The organism is Sporosarcina sp. G11-34 (assembly GCF_026931025.1).
Window position 1 is genome coordinate 21,295 of record NZ_JAHNZW010000007.1, and the last position, 22,638, is coordinate 43,932.

At 39.2% G+C, this 22,638-nt stretch carries 25 protein-coding genes; 23 read left to right on the top strand and 2 right to left on the bottom strand.

What is annotated here, in order from left to right:
• The first annotated feature begins 55 nt into the window (after window positions 1-55).
• The 3 genes from KSU66_RS11155 to ychF all read left to right on the top strand — a co-directional run bounded on the left by KSU66_RS11155 (window position 56) and on the right by ychF (window position 2,348).
• The gene (locus KSU66_RS11155) at window positions 56-949 is read left to right on the top strand and encodes a mechanosensitive ion channel family protein (protein WP_269051540.1); all 894 of its coding nucleotides are present in this window, start codon (window positions 56-58) and stop codon (window positions 947-949) included.
• Between the two features lie 5 nt (window positions 950-954).
• Window positions 955-1,158, top strand: coding sequence for a DUF951 domain-containing protein (locus KSU66_RS11160; RefSeq protein WP_269051541.1), 204 nt, complete (start codon window positions 955-957; stop codon window positions 1,156-1,158).
• 89 nt (window positions 1,159-1,247) lie between these two features.
• On the top strand, window positions 1,248-2,348 hold the full coding sequence (gene ychF / locus KSU66_RS11165) for a redox-regulated ATPase YchF (protein WP_269051542.1): 1,101 nt from the start codon (window positions 1,248-1,250) through the stop codon (window positions 2,346-2,348).
• A gap of 33 nt (window positions 2,349-2,381) precedes the next feature.
• Here ychF and KSU66_RS11170 read toward each other — a convergent pair whose 3' ends face one another.
• Window positions 2,382-2,939 carry a DUF3267 domain-containing protein gene (locus KSU66_RS11170; RefSeq protein ID WP_269051543.1) on the bottom strand — a complete coding sequence of 186 codons (558 nt, stop codon included), beginning with the start codon at window positions 2,937-2,939 and terminating at the stop codon, window positions 2,382-2,384.
• 147 nt (window positions 2,940-3,086) lie between these two features.
• Between KSU66_RS11170 and rpsF the strand changes: the two genes are divergently transcribed.
• From rpsF to KSU66_RS11265, 19 genes are all read left to right on the top strand, one after another.
• The gene (gene rpsF, locus KSU66_RS11175) at window positions 3,087-3,374 is read left to right on the top strand and encodes a 30S ribosomal protein S6 (RefSeq protein WP_269051544.1); all 288 of its coding nucleotides are present in this window, start codon (window positions 3,087-3,089) and stop codon (window positions 3,372-3,374) included.
• Between the two features lie 32 nt (window positions 3,375-3,406).
• Entirely contained in the window at window positions 3,407-3,949 is a 543-nt protein-coding gene (gene ssb, locus KSU66_RS11180; protein ID WP_269051545.1) for a single-stranded DNA-binding protein, read from the top strand.
• A gap of 38 nt (window positions 3,950-3,987) precedes the next feature.
• Window positions 3,988-4,224: a 30S ribosomal protein S18 gene (gene rpsR, locus KSU66_RS11185; protein ID WP_269051546.1), complete on the top strand. Its 237-nt coding sequence runs from the start codon at window positions 3,988-3,990 to the stop codon at window positions 4,222-4,224.
• A gap of 194 nt (window positions 4,225-4,418) precedes the next feature.
• Complete coding sequence (locus tag KSU66_RS11190; RefSeq protein WP_269051547.1) at window positions 4,419-5,360, top strand: YybS family protein; 942 nt, start codon at window positions 4,419-4,421, stop codon at window positions 5,358-5,360.
• 14 nt (window positions 5,361-5,374) lie between these two features.
• The gene (locus KSU66_RS11195; RefSeq protein WP_269051548.1) at window positions 5,375-7,345 is read left to right on the top strand and encodes a DHH family phosphoesterase; all 1,971 of its coding nucleotides are present in this window, start codon (window positions 5,375-5,377) and stop codon (window positions 7,343-7,345) included.
• Entirely contained in the window at window positions 7,345-7,794 is a 450-nt protein-coding gene (gene rplI, locus KSU66_RS11200) for a 50S ribosomal protein L9 (RefSeq protein WP_269051549.1), read from the top strand. The genes KSU66_RS11195 and rplI overlap by 1 nt, the downstream gene beginning before the upstream one ends.
• Before the next feature lie 16 nt (window positions 7,795-7,810).
• On the top strand, window positions 7,811-9,163 hold the full coding sequence (gene dnaB, locus KSU66_RS11205; RefSeq protein ID WP_269051550.1) for a replicative DNA helicase: 1,353 nt from the start codon (window positions 7,811-7,813) through the stop codon (window positions 9,161-9,163).
• A gap of 68 nt (window positions 9,164-9,231) precedes the next feature.
• Complete coding sequence (locus KSU66_RS11210) at window positions 9,232-9,438, top strand: hypothetical protein (RefSeq protein WP_269051551.1); 207 nt, start codon at window positions 9,232-9,234, stop codon at window positions 9,436-9,438.
• Window positions 9,423-9,587, top strand: coding sequence for a M23 family metallopeptidase (locus tag KSU66_RS11215; RefSeq protein ID WP_329958816.1), 165 nt, complete (start codon window positions 9,423-9,425; stop codon window positions 9,585-9,587). Before KSU66_RS11210 ends, KSU66_RS11215 begins: the two co-directional genes overlap by 16 nt.
• Window positions 9,588-9,763: 176 nt before the next feature.
• Entirely contained in the window at window positions 9,764-10,474 is a 711-nt protein-coding gene (gene yycF, locus KSU66_RS11220) for a response regulator YycF (RefSeq protein WP_269051552.1), read from the top strand.
• Between the two features lie 5 nt (window positions 10,475-10,479).
• The gene (walK, locus tag KSU66_RS11225; protein WP_269051553.1) at window positions 10,480-12,300 is read left to right on the top strand and encodes a cell wall metabolism sensor histidine kinase WalK; all 1,821 of its coding nucleotides are present in this window, start codon (window positions 10,480-10,482) and stop codon (window positions 12,298-12,300) included.
• Window positions 12,291-13,631, top strand: coding sequence for a YycH family regulatory protein (locus KSU66_RS11230; protein WP_269051554.1), 1,341 nt, complete (start codon window positions 12,291-12,293; stop codon window positions 13,629-13,631). The genes walK and KSU66_RS11230 overlap by 10 nt, the downstream gene beginning before the upstream one ends.
• Complete coding sequence (locus KSU66_RS11235) at window positions 13,618-14,454, top strand: two-component system regulatory protein YycI (RefSeq protein WP_269051555.1); 837 nt, start codon at window positions 13,618-13,620, stop codon at window positions 14,452-14,454. The genes KSU66_RS11230 and KSU66_RS11235 overlap by 14 nt, the downstream gene beginning before the upstream one ends.
• 12 nt (window positions 14,455-14,466) lie before the next feature.
• The gene (locus KSU66_RS11240; protein WP_269051556.1) at window positions 14,467-15,255 is read left to right on the top strand and encodes an MBL fold metallo-hydrolase; all 789 of its coding nucleotides are present in this window, start codon (window positions 14,467-14,469) and stop codon (window positions 15,253-15,255) included.
• Between the two features lie 122 nt (window positions 15,256-15,377).
• Window positions 15,378-16,616 carry a S1C family serine protease gene (locus KSU66_RS11245; protein WP_269051557.1) on the top strand — a complete coding sequence of 413 codons (1,239 nt, stop codon included), beginning with the start codon at window positions 15,378-15,380 and terminating at the stop codon, window positions 16,614-16,616.
• Between the two features lie 135 nt (window positions 16,617-16,751).
• Window positions 16,752-16,928 (top strand): CxxH/CxxC protein, encoded by a 177-nt coding sequence (locus KSU66_RS11250; protein ID WP_443028968.1) that lies wholly within the window; start codon window positions 16,752-16,754, stop codon window positions 16,926-16,928.
• An 80-nt stretch (window positions 16,929-17,008) separates the two neighbouring features.
• Window positions 17,009-17,488 (top strand): 23S rRNA (pseudouridine(1915)-N(3))-methyltransferase RlmH, encoded by a 480-nt coding sequence (rlmH, locus tag KSU66_RS11255; protein ID WP_269051558.1) that lies wholly within the window; start codon window positions 17,009-17,011, stop codon window positions 17,486-17,488.
• 1,022 nt (window positions 17,489-18,510) lie between these two features.
• Window positions 18,511-19,689 (top strand): ParM/StbA family protein, encoded by a 1,179-nt coding sequence (locus KSU66_RS11260; protein ID WP_269051559.1) that lies wholly within the window; start codon window positions 18,511-18,513, stop codon window positions 19,687-19,689.
• A gap of 11 nt (window positions 19,690-19,700) precedes the next feature.
• On the top strand, window positions 19,701-20,291 hold the full coding sequence (locus KSU66_RS11265) for a hypothetical protein (RefSeq protein WP_269051560.1): 591 nt from the start codon (window positions 19,701-19,703) through the stop codon (window positions 20,289-20,291).
• A gap of 106 nt (window positions 20,292-20,397) precedes the next feature.
• Here KSU66_RS11265 and KSU66_RS11270 read toward each other — a convergent pair whose 3' ends face one another.
• Window positions 20,398-21,588 carry a coenzyme F420-0:L-glutamate ligase gene (locus tag KSU66_RS11270; RefSeq protein WP_269051561.1) on the bottom strand — a complete coding sequence of 397 codons (1,191 nt, stop codon included), beginning with the start codon at window positions 21,586-21,588 and terminating at the stop codon, window positions 20,398-20,400.
• Between the two features lie 124 nt (window positions 21,589-21,712).
• Here KSU66_RS11270 and KSU66_RS11275 point away from each other — a divergent pair, with 124 nt between their 5' ends.
• Window positions 21,713-22,603: a LysR family transcriptional regulator gene (locus KSU66_RS11275; protein ID WP_269051562.1), complete on the top strand. Its 891-nt coding sequence runs from the start codon at window positions 21,713-21,715 to the stop codon at window positions 22,601-22,603.
• Window positions 22,604-22,638 lie beyond the last annotated feature (35 nt).

Consider the following 22,638-nt stretch of genomic DNA (forward strand, 5'->3'; position numbering starts at 1 on the left):
TTTTACTAAGAAGTATATGCCTAGGAAGTTTTATTTATACGGAAGGAGAAAAATGATGAGTTCTACTGAAAGTGAAAAAGTAGTAACAGAGTTCGCAAAAAGTGCAGCGAAAGTAGAAAAGTTTTTATTCAATCAAGAAACATGGCTATCAATAGGAATGGTGTTTTTTAAAATACTCGTAATTATTCTACTTGCTGTCATTGTTGTTAGTGTGGGAAAATCAATAATTAGAAGAGTATTTACAATAAAGTTAAAAACACGATTACGTCCTTCAGAACGACGTGAAAAAACATTGATTAAGCTATTAGAAAATGCGCTTACTTATGTCGTCTATTTTGCGGCAATTATTGCGGTGCTTGAGGCAGTCGATATTAAGGTTGCTGGACTTCTCGCAGGGGCCGGTGTACTTGGATTAGCAGTTGGATTCGGTGCACAAAGTTTAGTGAAAGATGTTATTTCGGGTTTTTTCATTATTTTTGAAGACCAATTTTCTGTAGGGGATTATGTACAAATAGGTAATGCTGTCGGTACTGTAGAAGAAATTGGATTACGAACAACGAAGGTAAGTGCCTATGGAGGAGAAATTTATATTATCCCTAATGGGGATATATCCGAAGTTGTGAATTACTCAATTAATAATTCGTTAGCAATTGTAGATATCCGAATCGCATATGAAACAGATATTGAACGCGCGGAAGAGCTTATCGAGCAATTTCTAGCGGATTTATCAGTTGGGTATGAAGAACTTATTTCTCAGCCAACATTAATCGGGATTCAAGACTTATCTGCATCTGAAGTAGTGTTACGTGTGACGGCAGAAACACAGCCGGTTATGCAATGGGCATTCGCCAGGAAGTTTCGTAAAGATTTAAAGTTGTTTCTAGATGCGCACGGGATTGAAATCCCATACCCTAAAATGGTTACTTATCAACGAAAAGAAGGAGGTTAACAGATATGAATGATAAGGAATTCGGTCTTAACGACGTCGTTGAGATGAAAAAGCAACATCCTTGTGGAACAAATGCGTGGAAAGTCATTCGTATGGGCGCCGACATTCGAATCAAATGCGAAGGTTGCGGCCATAGTGTTATGATTCCGCGCAATCAATTTACAAAGAAGATGAAAAAGGTAATCGTAAAAGCCGAAGCTGAAGGATAAAATGGACATCTAGAACTGTTATCCCTATAATAAAAGAGTTACCAAAGCGATTAAATGAATGTTCTATATAGATGAAAGGTAGTGGAGTAATGTCTTTAACAGCAGGAATCGTTGGACTTCCAAACGTTGGAAAGTCAACATTATTTAATGCAATTACAAAAGCGGGGGCAGAGGCGGCGAACTATCCGTTCTGTACAATTGATCCGAACGTTGGAATCGTAGAAGTACCCGATGAAAGACTTGAGAAATTAACAGAGCTTGTCGAACCAAAGAAAACAGTGCCGACTGCTTTTGAATTTACGGACATCGCGGGAATTGTTGAAGGGGCCAGCAAAGGTGAAGGACTTGGGAATAAGTTCTTATCTCATATCCGTGAAGTTGACGCAATCTGTCAAGTTGTTCGTTGTTTTGTAGACGAGAACATTACACATGTCGCTGGAAAAGTAGATCCGATTAACGATATTGAAGTGATTAACCTTGAATTGATTCTTGCGGATATGGAAAGCGTAGACAAGCGTTTAGATCGTGTCACGAAAATGCTTAGACAAAAAGACCCGGATGCAATTGTGGAAGCACCTATTTTGACGAAACTAAAAGAGGCATTTGAGAATGAATTGCCGGCACGTTCTGTTGAATTGTCAGAAGATGAACTTGAATTGATTAAGGGTATGCACTTGCTAACGATTAAACCAATGCTTTACGTGGCAAACGTAGCTGAAGATGAAATTGCAGATACAGAAAATAATGAGTATGTTAATAAAGTTCGTGAATTTGCGAAACAGGATAACGCTGAAGTTATTGTTGTTTGTGCAAGGATTGAAGAAGAAATGGCTGAACTCGATGATGAGGATAAAGAAATGTTCCTCGAGGAGCTTGGTATTCAGGAATCAGGACTTGATTTACTTATCAAAGCAACGTATTCATTACTTGGATATGCAACATACTTTACAGCCGGAGTACAAGAAGTACGTGCTTGGACGTTCCGTAAAGGGATGAAGGCACCTCAATGTGCGGCAATTATCCATACGGACTTCGAACGTGGCTTCATCCGTGCAGAAACAGTTGCATATGCCGATTTAGTAGAAGCGGGCTCAATGGTAGCTGCAAAAGAGTCTGGGAAAGTGCGTCAAGAAGGAAAGGAATACCTCGTTCAAGACGGCGATGTCATTCTATTCCGCTTTAACGTATAAAGATAAGAAAACTGCTTAAAGTCGATATCGACTTTAAGCAGTTTTTTTTGGTGAGAATACGTAAAGTCTTGGTAACTCAGGATCATCTTTTATGAACCAATTATCAGGCAGTTTTTTTAATTCTTTGTACATCACGAAATCACCGACTGCACCGCCAATAAGTAAAGCAGATAAAACGATTACAACACCGCTTCCAATATAAAGCCCGATAAGCGCGGGAAGGATACCAGTCATCCAAAATGGAAGAAGCAGCGCTTTTCTTATTTCTTTGTTCGACATGAGTTCATCGGTCGTTGCGTAAGCAATACCCAGTTTTAGATTGACACCAACGACCATTTTTCTCCAGGGCACGCCTGCAAAAAGGCGGAATCCAAGCAGATGAAAAAGTTCGTGTAAAACAATTAGAAGTACATAGCCAACTATAAAAAGTAAAATTGAAATAAAACTTAGGCGAATGTACATCCCTTTTTCCAATACAAAATGAATGACTAGCAAAATGATAAGTGCTAGACCTGTAATATAAAGCCCTTTTTTTGCAACAACTGGCAAATCGATATCGATTACTTTGTCAGGTTCCGGAAGTTCATTCAAAATAATCACCTCTGTTAATAAGTATACAAGGTAAAAGGTTGAAATTCATAATATCCTGTGATAGAATGTGTAGATGTGAGTAATAGAATTACTTGCTCCTTGCCCGCTGTCAACAGCAGGCCCAAGTCCATAAGGAGGTGACTAAAGATGAGAAAATATGAAATTATGTACATCATGCGCCCGTCAATTGAAGACGAAGCGAAAAAAGCTTTGATCGAACGTTTTGACGAAGCGATTACTTCTAAAGGTGCAGAAATCATCGAGTCGAAAGAGTGGGGAAAACGCCGCTTAGCTTACGAAATCGACGATTTACGTGAAGGTTTTTACCAATTGGTAACTGCTAACGCAACTGCAGAAGCACTTGACGAATTTACACGTCTTGCAAACATTAACGAGAATATCATTCGTCATATGGTTATTCGCGTTGATGCTTAATCAATATAGATCATGAGGGAGGTTGAATTCCGATGATTAATCGTGTCGTTTTAGTTGGCCGTCTGACGAAAGACCCTGAACTCAAGTATACACAAAGTGGTGTAGCGGTTACTCGCTTTACATTAGCTGTAAACAGAGCGTTCACGAACCAACAAGGTCAACGTGAGGCAGACTTTGTCAACTGTGTAACGTGGAGAAAACAGGCAGAGAACACAGCGAACTTTTTAAGGAAAGGTAGCCTTACTGGAGTCGAAGGGCGTATTCAAACGAGCAGCTTCGATGGTAAGGATGGCAATCGCGTTTTCATGACGGAAGTCGTGGCAGATAGCGTACAGTTCCTTGAACCGCGCAGTGCAACTACCGAAAGATCTGGAGCACCAAACAATGGTGCACCGTCTTATGATGCTCCACCGCAACAACAAGAGCAGCAACAGTTCCAACAACAGTTCCAACAACAACCGAATCAACAATCGAATTACCAACCAAACCAACAAAATTATACTCGTACTGACGATGATCCATTTTCGACAGGTGGAGGTCCGGTAACTGTATCGGACGATGACCTGCCGTTCTGATAATCTAACGTCCTTACTTAAAAAAGGAGGAAAACATTATGGCACCACGTCGTGGAGGTAAAAGACGCCGTAAAGTCTGTTATTTTAACTCAAACAACATTACACACATCGACTATAAAGATACTGACCTGCTTAAGAAATTCATTTCTGAGCGTGGGAAAATCTTGCCTCGTCGTGTAACTGGTACAAGCGCGAAGTATCAGCGTAAATTGACGCTTGCAATCAAGCGTTCACGCATCATGGCACTACTTCCGTTTAGCTCGGAAGAAAGATAATATCAATTGTTCTGACCACCTCTAAACCGGATATTCGGTTAAAAGGTGGTCTTTTTTTCAGTGGGAATATACGTTCCTTTTTTGGTCTATATCTGGAAATCATGATACAATTAAAATTGATTGAACAACTGCCTGCCAATCGATATTTTAGAAAGTGATTTGTGGAACATTGAGTAACCGGAGGAATTTATATTATGGAAGAAGAAAAGGCTAGAAAAGTTACATATGGTGCGATGATGATTGGATTGTTTGTTGTCTTACTAGCGGTTTCGTTATACGTACCGTTAATAGGAGCCCTTGCGATGTTCTTCATTCCGCTGCCAATCATTCTTTATAGAATTAAATACAACAGAACTGCCTCGATATTTGTTATGATGACAGGAATCGTCTTGTCGATGTTTGTCGGAGGGATAGTCCTTATTCCATTTGGATTTCTTTATGGATTATTAGGATTGATTATTGGAGATACCATTGCAACGAAAAAGTCAAAACTATATACATTTATGGCTACTGGAACTACGCTTCTTATACTAACAATCACGAGCTATGTTGCAGCTATTGTAGTATTTAAAGTGAACTTTATAGATGCAATAATGGATGGGGCACGTGCATCTCAAAAACAAGTGATTACTTTCTTTGAAAAATCGGGTGAACTTCCGGAAGGTTTTGAAGAACAATTAGGAGCTTCACTAACACTTACTGAAATATCGTTCCCGTCAACATTTATAATTTTTACATTCATCTTAGCTTTCATATTTGTTTCCCTTAATTTACTGATTGTAAAAAGACTTGGGAATGATGTAAAGAGCTTCCCACCATTTCAAGATATGAAGTTACCACTTATTACAGTGTGGTATTATTTAGTTGTAATGCTTTGGGGACTATTTTTTGAAATGAAAATAGGTACAACCTCATTTTTAATATATACAAACGCCTCTATAATACTTAGATTCATGTTTTTCTTACAAGGCGTTTCTTTTATAAATTATTCTTTGAAAGAAATGAAATTACCGAAATGGGCGATTGTCATACTAACCCTTTTTGCATTTCCGCTCTATCCTATTACAGTTTTACTCGGCGTGCTAGACACTGGGCTTAATGTTCGGGCTTGGATTGGGAAAAACAAAGCGAAGTAAAGGAGATGATGACAATGACGTCCTTTTTCAGGAAAAGGGCAATACGCTATCCACTAACGGTATTGTCGCTTCTCGGCGCGATAGCCGGGGTAATATTACTCATGAGTCAGTTTTGGGTAGGTCTTCTTTTCTTTGTCCTATTTGCCATTGCTCTAGGTTTTGCATGGAAGATTGAAGAGAGAACGTTTGTTGAAACAGACAAGCATATTGAAACACTTTCATATCGGATGAAGAAAGTGGGCGAAGAAGCACTTCTTCAGTTGCCAATTGGAATAGTTCTCATAAATGATAGCAATGTGATTGAATGGGCAAACCCGTATGTATCACAAGCTTTTGGAATGGATACTCTCATTGGACGAGATTTGTTTAGCTTGAGTGAACAATTTTATTCTGTCGTGAAAAGCGACACAGAAGATAAAATAGTGCTTGTAGGAGAACGTTCTTTTAAAGTTTTGTACAAGGCTGAGGAAAAGTTGCTTTATTTATTTGATACAACGGAGAAGACTAAGATTGAGAATTTGTATTATGCGGATCGCACGGTTCTAGGAATCATTCTCGTCGATAACTACGATGAATTTGCACAGGCGATGGATGATCAAAAAAGAAGCCAATTGAATTCACTCGTTACGTCTCTCGTTAATAGTTGGGGAATAGAAAACGGTATTTACGTTAAGCGAATTGCATCAGATCGCTTTTTAGCTGTTTTTAACGAAGTGACTTTAAGTAAATTAGAAAAAAATAGATTTTCAATCTTGGATGCTATCCGTGAAGAAACAGCGAAGCAAGGTAGAGCGCTTACGCTTAGTATTGGTGTTGGTACTGGATCGACTTCCCTTATTGAACTGGGTGAACTGGCACAGTCTAGTCTTGATCTCGTTCTAGGGCGTGGGGGCGACCAAGTAGCGATTAAACAATTTGATGGTAAAGTGAAGTTTTACGGCGGAAAAACAAACCCGGTGGAAAAAAGAACTCGAGTACGTGCACGAGTTATTTCACATGCACTTCGTGATTTAATTCGGGATAGCGACAAAGTATTCATAATGGGACATAAAGTTCCGGATATGGATTCGATAGGAGCGGCTATCGGTGTTCGGAAGATGGCACGTATGAATAATGTAGAAGGTTATGTTGTTGTAAAGCCTGATGAGCTAGACGGCAGTGTAACGAGGCTAATGCATGAAATTAAGCAAGACACCGATTTGTATAACCAGTTTATTGATCCTGACACGGTATTATCGATGTTGACTGAGCAATCACTTGTAATTGTTGTTGATACACATAAACCGAGTATGGTAATCGATGATCGAATACTTAACAAGACAGAAAAAGTTGTAGTTATTGATCATCATAGAAGAGGCGAAGAGTTCATTAACAATACGATGCTCGTTTACATGGAGCCCTATGCTTCGTCAACCGCGGAACTTGTTACAGAACTGCTTGAATATCAGCCGAAACATGAAAAGCTTACAATGCTCGAGTCCACGGCACTTCTAGCTGGTATTATAGTGGATACGAAAAGCTTTACACTTCGTACGGGTGCACGAACATTTGAGGCGGCTTCATTCCTTAGAACAAACAGTGCGGATACAGTACTTGTTCAACGTTTATTAACAGAAGATATTGCAACATATGTTGAACGGGCCAAGTTAATCGAAACGGTTGAGCTAACCGACTCTGGGATTGCAATTGCCAAAGGTAAAGAAAACGTTGCTTATAACTCTGTCCTTATTGCCCAAACCGCTGATATATTGTTGTCCATGAAAGATGTCGCTGCATCATTTGTTATTGCGGGGCGTGCGGATGGAAAAATTGGAATAAGTGCACGTTCGCTTGGTGAATTGAATGTCCAACTTGTTATGGAAGAACTCGGTGGCGGCGGACATTTAACAAACGCGGCTTGCCAAATAGAAGCAAAAACAGTAAAAGAAGCCGAAGAAATGTTAAAATCAAGATTAGATATGATGATGGAGAGGGGAAATTCATAATGAAAGTAATATTTTTGCAAGACGTTAAAGGTAAAGGTAATAAAGGTGACGTGAAGGATGTATCTGTTGGGTATGCACAAAACTTTTTATTGAAAAACAAAATGGCTGTTGAGGCGACACCTGCTAATTTAAGTAAACTACAAGGCCAGCAAAAGCGGGTCGAAAAAAATGCCGCTGAGGAACTTCAAGAAGCAATCGTATTAAAAGAGCAAGTTGAAAAAGTTACTGTCGAAATGAAAGCAAAATCGGGAGAAGACGGCCGGTTGTTTGGTTCAATTACGACAAAACAAATTGCGGATGAACTAAACAAAATAAATGGCATTAAAGTAGATCGACGTAAAATGGAATTACCCGACGCTATTCGCGCGCTTGGTTACACAAATATTCCAATTAAAATCCATCCTGAAGTCACTGCAACACTTAAAGTACACGTAACTGAGGAAAAGTAATGGGAGCGACTGAATTATGAACCAAATGAATGATCGGATCCCACCCCATAATAATGAAGCTGAGCAGTCGGTTATTGGAGCAATTTTTCTTGAGCCACAAGCGCTAATTACGGCAGCAGAAGTTCTTATCCCTGAGGATTTTTATAGAACAGCACATGAAAAAATATTTAACACAATGATTTTACTGAGTGAAAGAAGTCAGCCGATTGACATTGTTACTGTCACGGAAGAACTTTCTGCTAAGAATGAGCTAGAAGACGTTGGCGGGATTTCATATTTAAGTGAAATTTCCAATTCTGTTCCGACTGCGGCAAACATTGCGCACTACGCCCATATTGTTGAAGAGAAAGCACTTCTTCGTCGCCTTATCCGTGTCGCAACGACGATTGTCGAAGATGGATATACACGAGAGGACGAAGTAGAATCTCTTCTATCAGAAGCAGAGAAGAAGATGATGGAAGTTGCAAGCCGGAAAAATGCCGGTGACTTCAGACATATTAAAGACGTCCTTGTTCAAACTTATGATAATATCGAACTTCTCCATACGCAAAAAGGTGATGTAACGGGTATTCCGACAGGTTTCCGAGATTTAGATAAGATTACTGCCGGCTTCCAACCGAACGACCTTATTATTGTTGCGGCACGTCCTTCCGTTGGTAAAACAGCGTTTGCGTTGAACATTGCACAAAACGTGGCAACAAAAACGGATGAAAATGTGGCCATCTTTAGTTTGGAGATGGGGGCGGAGCAACTCGTTATGCGGATGCTTTGTGCCGAAGGGAATATTGACGCACAAGTGCTTAGAACGGGTGCACTTCAAGCCGAGGATTGGCGTAAATTGACAATGGCGATGGGTAGCCTTTCGAATGCCGGCATTTTCATAGATGATGCCTCAGGTATTCGAGTAGGTGAAATTCGTTCGAAATGTCGTCGTCTTCAAAAAGAGCATGGATTAGGCATGATTATTATTGATTATTTACAGCTAATTCAAGGGAACGCGGGATCTGCTGATAACCGTCAGCAAGAAGTATCGGAAATCTCGCGCTCACTAAAAGGACTTGCAAGGGAGCTTAAAGTTCCCGTTATCGCTCTTTCACAGCTATCACGTGGCGTTGAGCAACGACAAGACAAGCGCCCAATGATGTCCGACCTCAGGGAATCGGGGAGTATTGAGCAAGATGCCGATATCGTTTCTTTCCTTTACCGTGAAGACTATTACGATAAAGAAACTGAAAATGAAAATATGATTGAAATAATTATCGCGAAACAGCGTAACGGTCCAACAGGTACTGTAACGCTAGCATTCGCAAAGGAATATAACAAATTCGTTAACGTTGACTGGAGTCAACACGAAGCGCCTGCATACTAAGAACTGGAATGCCCCATCAAACCGATAAAATTCGGCTAATGGGGCATCTTTTGTTTTGATCAAAGTACGTGCCCGGAATATCATTGTTTTCGCTGGATGTCCACCCTATCGTCCGGAATGTCAGCCTAAAACATACCATTATAACCGAACGGATTCGGAAACAAAATAGTCAAGTTCTTGGGAAGACGGGAATAGAAGAAAAGATTGTTAAAGAACCTACAGCACAGATTACATTAGCCACAACAACGGATATGAAACGCTGTATGCACATTTAGAATCGACAAACGTTGAATTAGGACAAACAGTAGCACAAGGCGCCACTATAGGGGTAATGGGCACGACAGGACGTTCTACGGGTATTCATATTCATTTTGAAGTACGTAAAAGTGGATTGCTCGTCAATCCAATGAGTGTCTTAAAATAAACAGTTAGTTAAAGGGTGCAGAAAGTTGTATCATTTTTTTATTTGGGAAATAACAGCCTATTTCCCGGGAAATCCAAAAGGGAATGGCTATTCTAGAACGTGCGAATCGTGTCAAAGAATGATAAAGTAAAAAGAATACAAACAGTGCGCTAACGAAGCGAGAAGGGACAAAAATAATGCAAAATAAAATAGTTTTAATTGTAGATGATGAAAAGCCAATCGCAGATATTCTTGAATTTAATTTAAAAAAAGAAGGATTTACCGTTCATTGTGCTTATGACGGGGAAGAGGCGCTTGAAAAAGTAGAAGAGGTGAAGCCTGATATTATGCTTCTTGATATTATGCTGCCTAAAGTAGATGGCATGGAAGTCTGTCGTGAAGTAAGGAAAAAATACGACTTCCCTATTATTATGCTAACAGCTAAAGACTCCGAGATTGATAAGGTGTTGGGACTTGAACTCGGGGCAGATGACTATGTGACAAAACCATTTGGGACGAGGGAGTTAATCGCACGGGTTAAAGCAAACTTGCGCAGACATATGAAATCGGTTTCCGAAGAGGAAGAAAACGAGACGAACGATATTACAATTGGTCACTTAATTATACAACCCGACGCATATCGGGTACTTAAAAGAGATGAAACAATTGAACTTACACATCGTGAGTTTGAACTACTTCACTATCTTTCAAAACATATCGGGCAAGTAATGACGAGGGAGCATCTCCTTCAAACGGTATGGGGTTACGACTATTTCGGGGACGTGCGGACGGTTGATGTGACGATTAGACGATTGCGTGAAAAAATTGAAGATACACCAAGTCATCCAACTTGGATTGTGACAAGACGCGGGGTCGGTTATTACTTAAGAGATCCGGAACAGGACTAAAAAACATGCAGAAAGTCGGTATTTTTCGATCTATTCATGTTAAGTTCGTTCTAATTTATGTGTTGTTAATTATAATGGCCATGCAAATCATTGGGCTCTATTTTGCCAAAGGGCTCGAGCAGACATTAAAAACAAACTTTACAACGTCCGTTGTCGACCACATGAACTTAGTTGAGTTTAGCGTAAGAGAAGAAATGATCAAAGAAAGAACGGCAGATGATCCTTCGCTCATTAAGAGTTTGGAAACCGTCCTTTCGGGTTTTTCACCGGGAGATATAAATGAAATTCGAGTTATTAATTCTAAAAACCTTGTCCTTGCGACATCTTTAGATAACCAGTCAATGGTTGGACAAAAGTCGATGGACGATATTATTAGAAGATCGAACACATCGGAAGCGCCTGACGAGCATATTTACCTCGACCAAAGAACTAGGACACGTGTACTCGTTCTTACAGCTCCAATTATCTCCGGAGAAGAAGTGATAGGAACGCTCTATGTTGAGTCGAACATAGAAAAAGTATTCAAACAGATGGATGAAATTAACCAAATCCTCGCTGGCGGAACAGCGATTTCTTTGACGATCACTATTATTATTGGAATATTTATTGCACAGACGATGACCAGGCCGATAGCAGATATGCGAAGACAAGCTCAAGCAATGGCGAGAGGAAACTTTTCCGGTAAAGTCCGTGTGTATGGAAATGACGAAATTGGTCAACTTGCAATTGCGTTCAACCATCTCACAAATCGTCTCCAAGAGTCACAAGCTACTACAGAAGGAGAGCGGCGAAAACTGGCATCCGTGCTTGAAAATATGACCGATGGTGTAATTGCCACTGATCGTAAAGGCCGTGTAATACTTATTAATGACGCTGCATTACTTATGCTTCGAATGACACAAGACTTGGTGTTGAATCGACCTATTTCTGCGATTCTTGGTGTCGAAACTGAATACACATTCGAAGACCTCACTGAAATGAAGGATTCACTCGTACTCGATTTTAGTACGAGAGAACGTCCGTATGTTTTACGTGCAAGTTTTTCTGTTACCCAAAAAAATACGGGATTTGTGAACGGCTTGATAGCCGTGTTGCATGACAATACTGAACAAGAAAAAATTGATATGGAGAGACGTGAATTTGTATCGAATGTTTCCCATGAGCTACGAACACCACTCACGACGATGCGTAGTTATTTAGAGGCACTAGCTGATGGTGCATGGAAAGACTCTGAAATTGCCCCGTCATTTTTACATGTGACACAAACAGAAACGGAACGGATGATTCGTCTTGTCAATGATTTATTAAAATTGTCAAGAATGGATAGTAGAGATTATGATTTAAACAAAGAGTGGGCAGAATTTAATTACTTTTTCAATTTGATTATTGATCGATTTGAGTTTTCTAAATCGCGAAATGTTCATTTTAGGCGTCATTTACCGTCGGAGGAGTTGTTTGTAGAAATTGATACAGACAAGATGACCCAAGTATTGGATAATATCATCTCGAATGCACTAAAGTATTCTCCAGACGGAGGAGAAGTCAATTTTGGTGTAACTGTTTTTGATAAATACATTCAAGTAATGATTTCGGATGATGGTATGGGTATACCGATGGAAAACGTCAAACGAATTTTCGATCGTTTTTACCGAGCTGAACGGGCTAGATCACGTGCAATGGGTGGGACTGGACTAGGTTTGGCGATTGCCCGGGAAATGATACAAGCGCACGGGGGAGAAATATGGGCAGAAAGTGAAGAAGGAAAAGGAACTATTATTTTCTTCACATTACCATTCGAACCTCAAGAGGATGGTGAATGGGATTGAAGTATATTGAACCGGTTAAATCAGTGGTTTTAATATTATTAGTTTTTATGAGTATTACTCTATCATTTTCCATATGGACGTACACACCAAAATACCCAACAATTGAAGAAGCTACAACAGTTGATGTTTCCATTGCAGATAAAAGAGATGTTGAGGATGTTCTTAAACCGTATAAAATAATATTTAATTTTAAGGAAGGCTTGAAAGGCACAACAGACTTACGGGAAAAGAGTAGCATTGTTGAAGCTTTAAAAAGCTGGGAAATAACGAATATTGGTTTGGCGGATTCAAAGTTTTCGGGAACTAAAGTGAACAAGTTTTTCCATGAAATCAATCGTTTTACTTTATATTTCCATGGAGAAGTTCCACTTCCTGTTTACGACATGGTGCTAAATAAAGAAGCTTCCAATTATCCAGAAACAACGTTTGATCGACTGACTGTTGAATGGAGCCCCGGGGATCCATTATTGAAGGTTCACTTTACAAGTAGCATGAAAGGGATGCGATACACGGGAGAAGTAAAGATTAATGATTTTCAAGACTTTAATCGTTCGGTACTTACAGAGGCCAAGGACTATCTAGACTACAAAGAAATCAATTCCGGAAATTCATCGTTTATAGCGGTACCGACTGAGCCGATTGAAATTGTGCGTAACATATACTATCAAGATGGAGTACTTCCATCGCGTTTTCGTGATGCTTTGTTCAGTGATCCGCATGCCGTTCGCAGGGGACAAATTACAACGACTCGTGAAGAATATCAAGATAACCACGCAATTATGAGTATCGATTCGAAAAGGAAAGTATTGAACTTTGTTCATCCGATAGTCGAAAGTAAAGATAGCGCAATTCCTTCCGTATTACTAAAAAAGACGATAGACTTTGTCAATGAACATGGTGGCTGGACGGATGAATACCGATTTACTTATATGGACCCAAAGTCACGGAAAGTCAAGTTTCAATTATTTGTCCATGATCTTCCCGTTCATAGCGAGATGACTTCAACCGAAATTGAACAAACATGGGGAATTGATCAAGTTTTTCGATATGTGCGTCCGTACTATATGCTTGATTTGACATTCGATTTCGAACCGTTGAAAGTATTGCTTCCTTCGGGTGTCGATGTAGCAAAAGCGCTCATAGAGTCAAAAACTGTTGATTTTAGCACGGTTGAAGCAATTGAGTTAGGTTACTTTTTAAAACATGACACAGAACATGATGCAGAAGAACGATTATTTGTTTTAGAACCGTCTTGGTTTTATTTGATAAAAGGAAAATGGAACCGTTATTCACCCGAAGAATTAGGGGGTGAAAAGATTGGATTGGAATAAAACAAAGACTATTTTCATCATCTTATTTTCAATTTTAAATGTGTTCCTATACTCAGTCTATTTAAAAGCCCATAACGAAACATTAAACGTTCAAACTTTAGGTAAAATGTCTATTGAAGACTCGTTAAAATTGGATAATATTAAGGTTGTAGAGTTACCTGATTACAATGAAGATGCCTATTATGTGTCATCCGAAGTTGCGACAATTACGGAAGAACAAATAAGCAGTCTTGAAAATCAATTCGTCAGTTTAATAAATGACACTGAACTCGTGGTGAAAATGGATAAACCCGTCAGAATTAAAGATTCCAAAGGAAATTATAACCTCAGGGAGTTTCTATTGAAGTATGTCTTGAACGGTGAGGAATACACGCTTTGGAATATTGATGAAGATAAAGAAGAAGCATTATTTTTTCAAATGGTCAATAAAAGTCCAATCTATTTTAATCGGAATGCAATGTTAAGGATTCATTGGAATGAAAGTGGGGAAGTAACGGGCTATGAGCAACGCATGTTTGGGAAATTTGTAAGCTTTAACCGGAAAAAGGATCTACTTACTCCACTTCAAGCAATTAATACGTTAAATAACCGAAACTATTTACAACCAGATTCTAAAGTTATCGAAGTATCGCTAGGCTATTCGACACTTGTTCAACTGACAAAAAACCAAGTGTTTGCCCCGACATGGCGCATTCGTGTAGAATTAAGTGACGAAGAGATTGAAGATTACTTCGTCAATGCGATTGAAGGTAAAGTTATAGAGCTTCAAAGTGAAGAAAAACAAGAGGAACTAAAAGAATTAGAAGATGATGAAGAAGAATAAGGAGATTTAAAAATGCGTTTTAGTGTACTTGCGAGTGGTAGTAGTGGAAATGCAATATATATAGAAAATGATGAACATAATTTTCTTGTTGATGCTGGGCTAAGTGGAAAGAAGATGGAAAGTCTTTTTGAGGAAATTGGTCGTTCGATGAAGCAGCTAGACGGAATTTTTGTGACACATGAACATGGCGACCATATAAAAGGACTTGGTGTAATTGCTAGAAAGTATGGCGTTCCTATTTATGCAAATGAAAAAACATGGCAGGCGATGGACGGCCTTATCGGAAAAGTGCCCCTCGAGCAGCGTTTTCAGTTCGATATGGAAACAGTAAAGTCGTTTGGCCAGCTAGATGTAGAGTCTTTTGCTGTCTCGCATGACTCAGTCGATCCGATGTTTTACACATTCCATCAAAACGGAAGAAAACTAGTCATTATTACGGACACAGGTTATGTAAGTGATCGCATGAAAGGAATCATTCGTGGTGCAGATGCGTTTGTTTTTGAAAGCAATCATGACGTAAGTATGTTGCAGATGGGACGCTACCCGTGGTCTGTTAAACGACGAATTCTCAGCGACGTAGGCCATGTGTCGAATGAGGATGCAGCGGTCGCTATAAGCGAAGTGGTCGATTTGAAGGAAACAAAAATTTATTTATCGCATTTAAGTAAAGATAATAATATGAAAGACCTTGCGCGGATGAGTGTGACACAGACGCTAGAAACGTGTGGCATTGTAACGGGCGAATACGTTCATCTTTTTGATACGGATCCCGACCGGGCAACAGAGCTTGTAACTGTATGACTTCCTGTATAAACCTCGCCTTCGGGTGAGGTTTTTTACATTTTAGGGGAACAGTATTTTGGAAACATAGGAAATAGGGTAAAGTGAAGTACAACATAACTAAGGCAGAAGGGGAGAATCATATGGATGGGATAAACAAAATACCTGATATTAAAGAGCCCGGTCATCATGAAAGTGAACACGAACGAGTAGATTATAAAAAACGAAACGAGAAACCACCGAAGAAAAAGAGTAACTTTATAATGGGACTACTGTTTGGGGTTGTTGTATCAATTGTTATTTGGTTTCTTGTAGATGGTAAAATGGGCGCACCGAAACCTGTTGTGAACGAAGAGAAAACGGCACAAACGGAACGTATATCCATTGATATTAATACGGATGTAACCGAAATAGTGGAGCAAGTTGCGGACACAGTTGTCGGGGTAACTAATTTACAACGAGTCCGTGACATTTGGTCTTCTTCTGAAATGACGGAAGAGACTGGGACGGGTTCGGGAGTCATTTATAAGAAGCAAGGCGGCAAAGCGTATATTGTTTCAAATCATCACGTCGTAGAAGGTGCAGAAGAACTTGATATTACGTTCGATGATGGAACAAAAGTAGAGGGGCGTCTAATCGGTAGCGATATTTGGACGGACTTAGCAGTGATTGAAGTCGATGCAGTAGAAGTTAAAGCCGTTGCCGCATTTGGTGATTCAGACGCCTTAAAACGAGGGGAAACGGTTATGGCAATCGGTAATCCACTCGGTCTTGGTTTTTCAGGTTCTGTAACTGTAGGTGTCGTATCAGGAAAAGATCGTTCGATACCAATCGACTTTAATAATGACGGTCAAGTCGATTGGTATGCAGATGTATTACAAACAGACGCTGCCATTAACCCTGGCAACTCGGGCGGCGCACTTATGAACCTTGCTGGCCAATTAATTGGTATTAATTCGATGAAGATTTCGCAAGAAACGGTAGAAGGTATTGGGCTTGCAATCCCAATCAATTTGGCCATTCCAATTATTGAAAAGCTTGAAAAACACGGTGAAGTGCATCGCCCGACAATGGGTGTTACATTGATTGATTTGTCGACAATACCTGCACAACAACAAAGAGGCTTCTTAAACTTACCGACTACAGTTACAGAAGGAGTAGTTGTAAACGAAGTAATCCGTAATTCTCCCTCACAAATCGCGGGTGTAGAGCAATATGACGTGATTATAGAAATGGATGGGGAAAAGATCAATGATATGATTAGTTTACGCAAACATCTATTTAACGAAAAAGAAATCGGTGATACGATGCGTATGAAAGTGTATCGAGGCAATGAACTTTTGGAAATAGAAATGGTGTTAAAGGATGGAAACTCATTATAATGTAATACTCACCTTATCCACAAGTGGATAAGGTGAGTAACGGCGGACTGTCCGACTCCGTTACTGTTAATTCAACCAATTGTGGATAGATTGAAAAATATGTGAATAAGTTTTTTGAAAAGATAGACGGGAAAAGTGGTGAATAATATAATCATTTATAGCTGTGAAACCCATGTAAACCATGCACTTGATGTTTTTGTAGCAAAACAAGTTAAGTTTCCAATTATGAAAGCGCTATCTGAAAAAGAAAAGTTATCCACATGTTGTACATACTGTACAGAGCCTGCATTGTATGTTGTGGCGAACGAATAATCGGCCCCCTACATGTAGATAAGTATCGTGGATATGTGTATAAGATCGGTTTATAAAAAGAAGAAAAGAGTGGACAACCTGTGAATATTACAATTGTGACAGTCGGTAAATTGAAAGAAAAGTATTTGAAAATGGGCATCGACGAGTATGCTAAACGTTTAGGGGCTTATGCAAAAGTAAGTTTAGTCGAAGTAGCAGATGAAAAAGCACCTGAATCGCTAAGTGAAGCAGATATGGAAATTGTAAAGAAAAAAGAGGCAGATCGCATACTTGCAAAAGTTGGGGCGGATGCCTATGTAATTGCGCTCGTCATTGAAGGAAAGATGAAGACATCTGAGGAACTAGCGGCCGGTATAGAGTCTTTAATGACTTACGGGCGTAGTAAGGTAGTATTTGTTATTGGCGGCTCACTAGGGCTCCATAGTAGCGTAGTAAACAGAGCAGATGAGTTATTGTCGTTTTCAAAAATGACGTTCCCCCACCAAGTGATGAAGTTAATTTTACTCGAGCAAGTGTACAGGGCATTTAAGATTATTAAGAATGAGCCTTATCATAAGTAATTATATACATTAAGCTAATAGTTTTGACATAATCTCCAGCGCAGGCGTCTTTCGTCAATAAAGGGAGAAGACGAACTTCCTCTTTCCATTTTAGCGCTGATATTCCCGCGGGGATTTCGTCTTATTCAACGATTTTCGAAGTGTGCTGAAATAAGGTGTCTCTACTGTTTACATTGATTAGTTCAACCTATATAGGACGCAATTAATTGCAATACAATGGGGTCTTGTATTGAGAATGATCCAGAATACACGTTGCGGCGCTTTATGGATGATGGGCAATCAGCCTGACGGAAAACCACGGTCGGAAAGCGATTGAACTTTATCCTTCTTTGTCTTATAGGTACCTGTGCTCGACATTCCTAGGTATTCAAGCATAAGGCTACAAACAGTTGTATCAGCATCGAATGTGCGTGGATATGGGGAGTCATCACTATATTTGTAGTGAATCTAAAAGTAATTATGACTTTAGAGAAAAAAGGCGATTCGTTCATAATCGAATGAATCGTCTTTTTTGATATGACGTATACTTACAAACTTTAAAAGTATAAGTGGCCTGCGGTAGGTTAGCGAGCTTCGCCGTCAGTCCTGAGACTTCTGCTAACGAAGTCAAGCAAACTACATTGAATTTGTATACGTGTTCATATGTTAATAATATACAATGATATTTAAACTTTTACTATTTACGACAATAAAGTTACGTGTGATTTTATATGAATAATAGCAGAAGGGGTATCTATAAAATTAAATCTGCACTTAAACTATTCATGTATACACAAATAGTTACATTGTATACAAATAAGTAAACTTGTATACGAATAAGTAATAATGTAAACAATAATGTATACATTATTACAAATAAGTACACACTCAATAATTGTAGTTGTGTACATTAATGTATACAAGTTTACTAATTAGTACACATCACTGTAGGCGTGTAATAGATAGGTAGATAGCATTGACCTATTGCCAAAATTCCTATATTGTTCTATTAGTAAGATAAAACAATGGGAAGGATGATTATTTTGACAGAAGCACGCATTGCAGCAATTGACGTTGGAAATGATTCACTAAAAGCACTTTTCGGTAAACTGGAAGTAGAATTCAATATACCGAACGTAATCGCACGGGACGTTGCAGATCGTCCGATTATTGGAATTGAGGAACTAGACAACCAAGAGCCTACTGAAGGCATTCATATTCGTTTGCACTCTCCTACATTAAAGGAAAATAACTCGATTTACCGAGTTGGAAATTTAGCTACGAAAAGCGGGAATTCTACCGAGCTAGATCCAGGTAGTAATAAATCGGAAGAAGATCAAACAATTGTAATGTTGTTGTCGGCATTAGCACTTGACGCAGCAAGAGATGAAAATAAAGGTATTTTTAAACGTTCAAACAATGTAATCGAAGCTACGTATACGTTAGGAACTGGACTTCCGCTTAGGGAAGTAAAAGAAGGGAAAGACGTTGGTTATCGTTCCCAATTACTTGGATCTGTTCACCAAGTTGAATTTTTAGTTACACCTAAATACCAAGGTCTAAAAGTAAATATTAAATTTGATGAAGTAAAAGTCTATCCAGAAGGCTTTGCTGCGTTTATTAACCTTGTGATGGACAATAATTTAAATGTCACTAACAAAGAGTTAATCGATAAACGAATCCTTATTCAAGATATCGGCGGGCTATCGACGGACGTTGCGGTAATTAGGGACCGTAAAGTTGATGATGACAAAGCACAGGGCTTCAATCTAGGCGTTTCAGAGTCTCTTGACGCTATCCGTGAGGAGATATTCTCTAGGCACGGTGTGGAGCTGGACAGCCGTCTAGACGTTGTAGAAATTATTACGAAGAAAAATGATCGAAATCACATTATGGTAAAAGGTAGTCGGACAAGCGTTCACGATATTGTAGATCGTATTCTTTTAGAATTAGCGAAAAAGCAATACCGTCATTTACGTAACGTATGGCAAAGAAACTCCCAATCAGAGATTTGCTACTTCATCGGCGGAGGTTCAATTGTCCTAAAAGAGTATCTTAAAGCGTTGAATAACAGCTTAGATGGTTATAATATCGATTTCTTTGAAGATGAAAAAGAAAGCGTATGGATGATGGCCAATGCGTATTACAAACTAATTTCAGATTTCGCGAGAAAGAATCGACAAGTGAAACCAAGGGAAGATAAGCTGGTCAAAACGAAATAAGGTGATATTTCATGAAAGAAACTGGATTGAAAAGGGGTCAGCCCATTACATTTCGCATTCCATCCGATACGTCAGACCAGACATTAAAGCGTCTGCAAAAGTTGAAGGAAGTCGAAAGAAGAAACTTTTCAAGTAAAATTGCAGAGTTCGTCATTGAAGGCGTGAATGCTTCTTTATTAAAGCATAAAGAAGCAATCGTCGTACCTCTTCCAAAAGGACTAAGTAAAGCGCAGCGGGATTGGTTAAAGCATGAGCACTCTGAAGCCTTATTGGGGAGTATCGTGTATCAGCTAATGTCTAATCCAGTCCGTACTGCGGCTCTTCTTACTTCGTTGAACAGCAACGTGGTGGATATAGAAGATCCTTTGTATCGTCGAGAAGAAGTAGGGGACTCGGAAGACCATGAGCCAATTTGGCAAGCAGATCGTGAAGATGAACGAACTGAAGTTGAAGTCGAAGTCGACTTGAAAGATATCGATTTGGATGCTGGTTTAGATGACTTTGATTGGGAAACAGTGAGGAAAGAGACGAGCTCGTCTACCGAGGAAGATGTAGATGAAGTGGATCCGCTTGCTGACTTTCTCGCCCAGATGAACAAATAACTTGTACTCGATTTTACACCTTTTCAGAAATTAAACATAAATAGGCTATCTTCCTCCAAGTTATATTGGAGGAAGATAGCCTATTTTTTCATGAACTGCTTATCGTTTATTTTGTGAAGTTATCGAAATAACCTTGTATAAAGACAATCGGTGTACCTTTGTCGCCGCTACCTGAAGTTAAGTCGGCTAAAGAACCGATTAGATCAGTTAGTTTCCGTGGTGTTGTTCCTTGGGATTCAATGGATTCGACTTGGTTGTCTTCTCTGTTATCAATGAACTCGGAAATGGCTTGTTTAAGTTCATCGCCTCTTAAGTCAGCAAAGTTGTTATCCGCAAGATATTTTAGCTTTACTTCGTTAGGAGTACCATTGAGTCCGGATGTGTAAGCTGGGGATACAACCGGATCGGCCAATTCCCAAATCTTACCGACCGGGTCTTTGAATGCACCGTCGCCGTAAACCATAACTTCTACATCTTTTCCAGTCTTCTCTTTGAGCATTAGCTGGATTTTATCGACGACGGGTTGACAATTGCGCGGGAAAAGCTTCATGCCGTCATCTGTTGCCGTGTTTGATCCTAGAAGGCCAAATTCTTCGTTATAGCCACTGCCGTCAATCGATTCAGTTAAAATATCATCAAGGCTATAAACTTTTTCTGCGCCATTTGCTCTTAAAATCTTCTTCGTTCTATGTCTTGAATGCACATCACAAGCCAGCACACTTTTTGTATACTCTAAAATCGTTTTAGGGTTATTGGAGAAAATGACTTCACATTCAACGCCAGCTTCTTTTGCCAATGACTTATAGTAATCAATGTAGTCAATACCCGTAAAGGCATGTTTATTAAAGCCGAATAAGTCACGGAATTGTTTTTCAGTTAAGACGTCTATCCATGGGTTAATACCTTTTTCATCGAGCATGTCGAGGTCGACTAAGTGGTTTCCAACTTCGTCTGCTGGGTAGCTAAGCATAATGACAATTTTTTTAGCACCTTTTGCAATACCACGTAGGCAGTTCCCGAAACGATTCCGACTTAGGATAGGGAATATAACGCCAATTGTATCGTCACCAAATTTTGAATGAATGTCTTTCGCGATTTGGTCGGTTGTTGCGTAATTACCTTGCGCCCTAGCGACAATCGATTCTGTAATTGCAACGATATCTTTGTCAAGAATTTGTAAGCCTTCAACTTCTGAAGCTTTGAGTACGCTATCTACAACGATTTCCTCGATATTGTCTCCTTCGTTAATGATTGGGCAACGAAGACCTCTAGCAACTGTTCCAACTACTCTTTCCAATAAAATCGCTCCTTAATAAATATAAAGTGTCTTTATATGATCTAATTATATACTTGTAATATACACCACTTTAGTGGTATAAGTAAAATTAATGTATTGAATGGTAGACATAAGAGGTGCTTATATGGTTAGTAAATTAGATTTGTATAAAGTATTTTGTACAGTAGGAAAAAGTGAAAGTTTCTCCAAAGCAGCAAAAGATCTATATATGACGCAATCGGCCGTGAGCCAATCAATCATGCAGCTAGAGAAAGAATTAGATATACGACTTTTTAATCGAACGTCTAGAGGGGTATCTTTAACGCAAGAGGGAGTACTTTTATTTGAATACGCCAACTCCGCGATTAACTTGCTTCACGTAGGGGAAGAAAAGATTTTAGAGTTCAAGAATTTAACAGCGGGTGAATTAAAGATAGGCGTGGGAGACACGATTTCTCGGTATTTTTTACTGCCTTATTTAGAGTACTTTCATAATAATTACCCGAATATCAAGTTTAAGATTGTAAATGGTACAACATTGGAGCTTTGTTCAATCCTGAAATCAGGGGCGGTCGATATTGTAGTTTGTAATTTTCCGCTCGTCGATCCCGCGCTAGAAATGCGACCATGCATCGATATTCAAGATATTTTTGTTTGTGGAGAAAAGTATAAAAGCATATTATCCAAACCGTTGCATCTGGATGAGCTAGTAAAGTTGCCGTTAATATTTCTTGAACGCAAATCCAATTCTAGAAGGTATGTAGAGGACTATATGATCTCCAAAGGTGTTAAAATTTCACCCGAGTTCGAGTTAGGTTCACATGATTTATTATTGGAATTTGCAAAGATAAACTTAGGTATTGCATGTGTAACAGAAGACTTTTCTAGGGAGTATTTAGACAAGGGATTAGTCGCTAAAGTACCATTAGTTGAAGAAGTCCCTAAAAGAAATATTGGTGTATGTTTCTTGAAAAGTGTGCCTTTGTCACGGGCTGCAACGAAATTCGTTGAAATCGTGGAAAATAGAAAGTTCTAAAAAACCTTTCAAATGGATTGGTGAACATAAGTGGA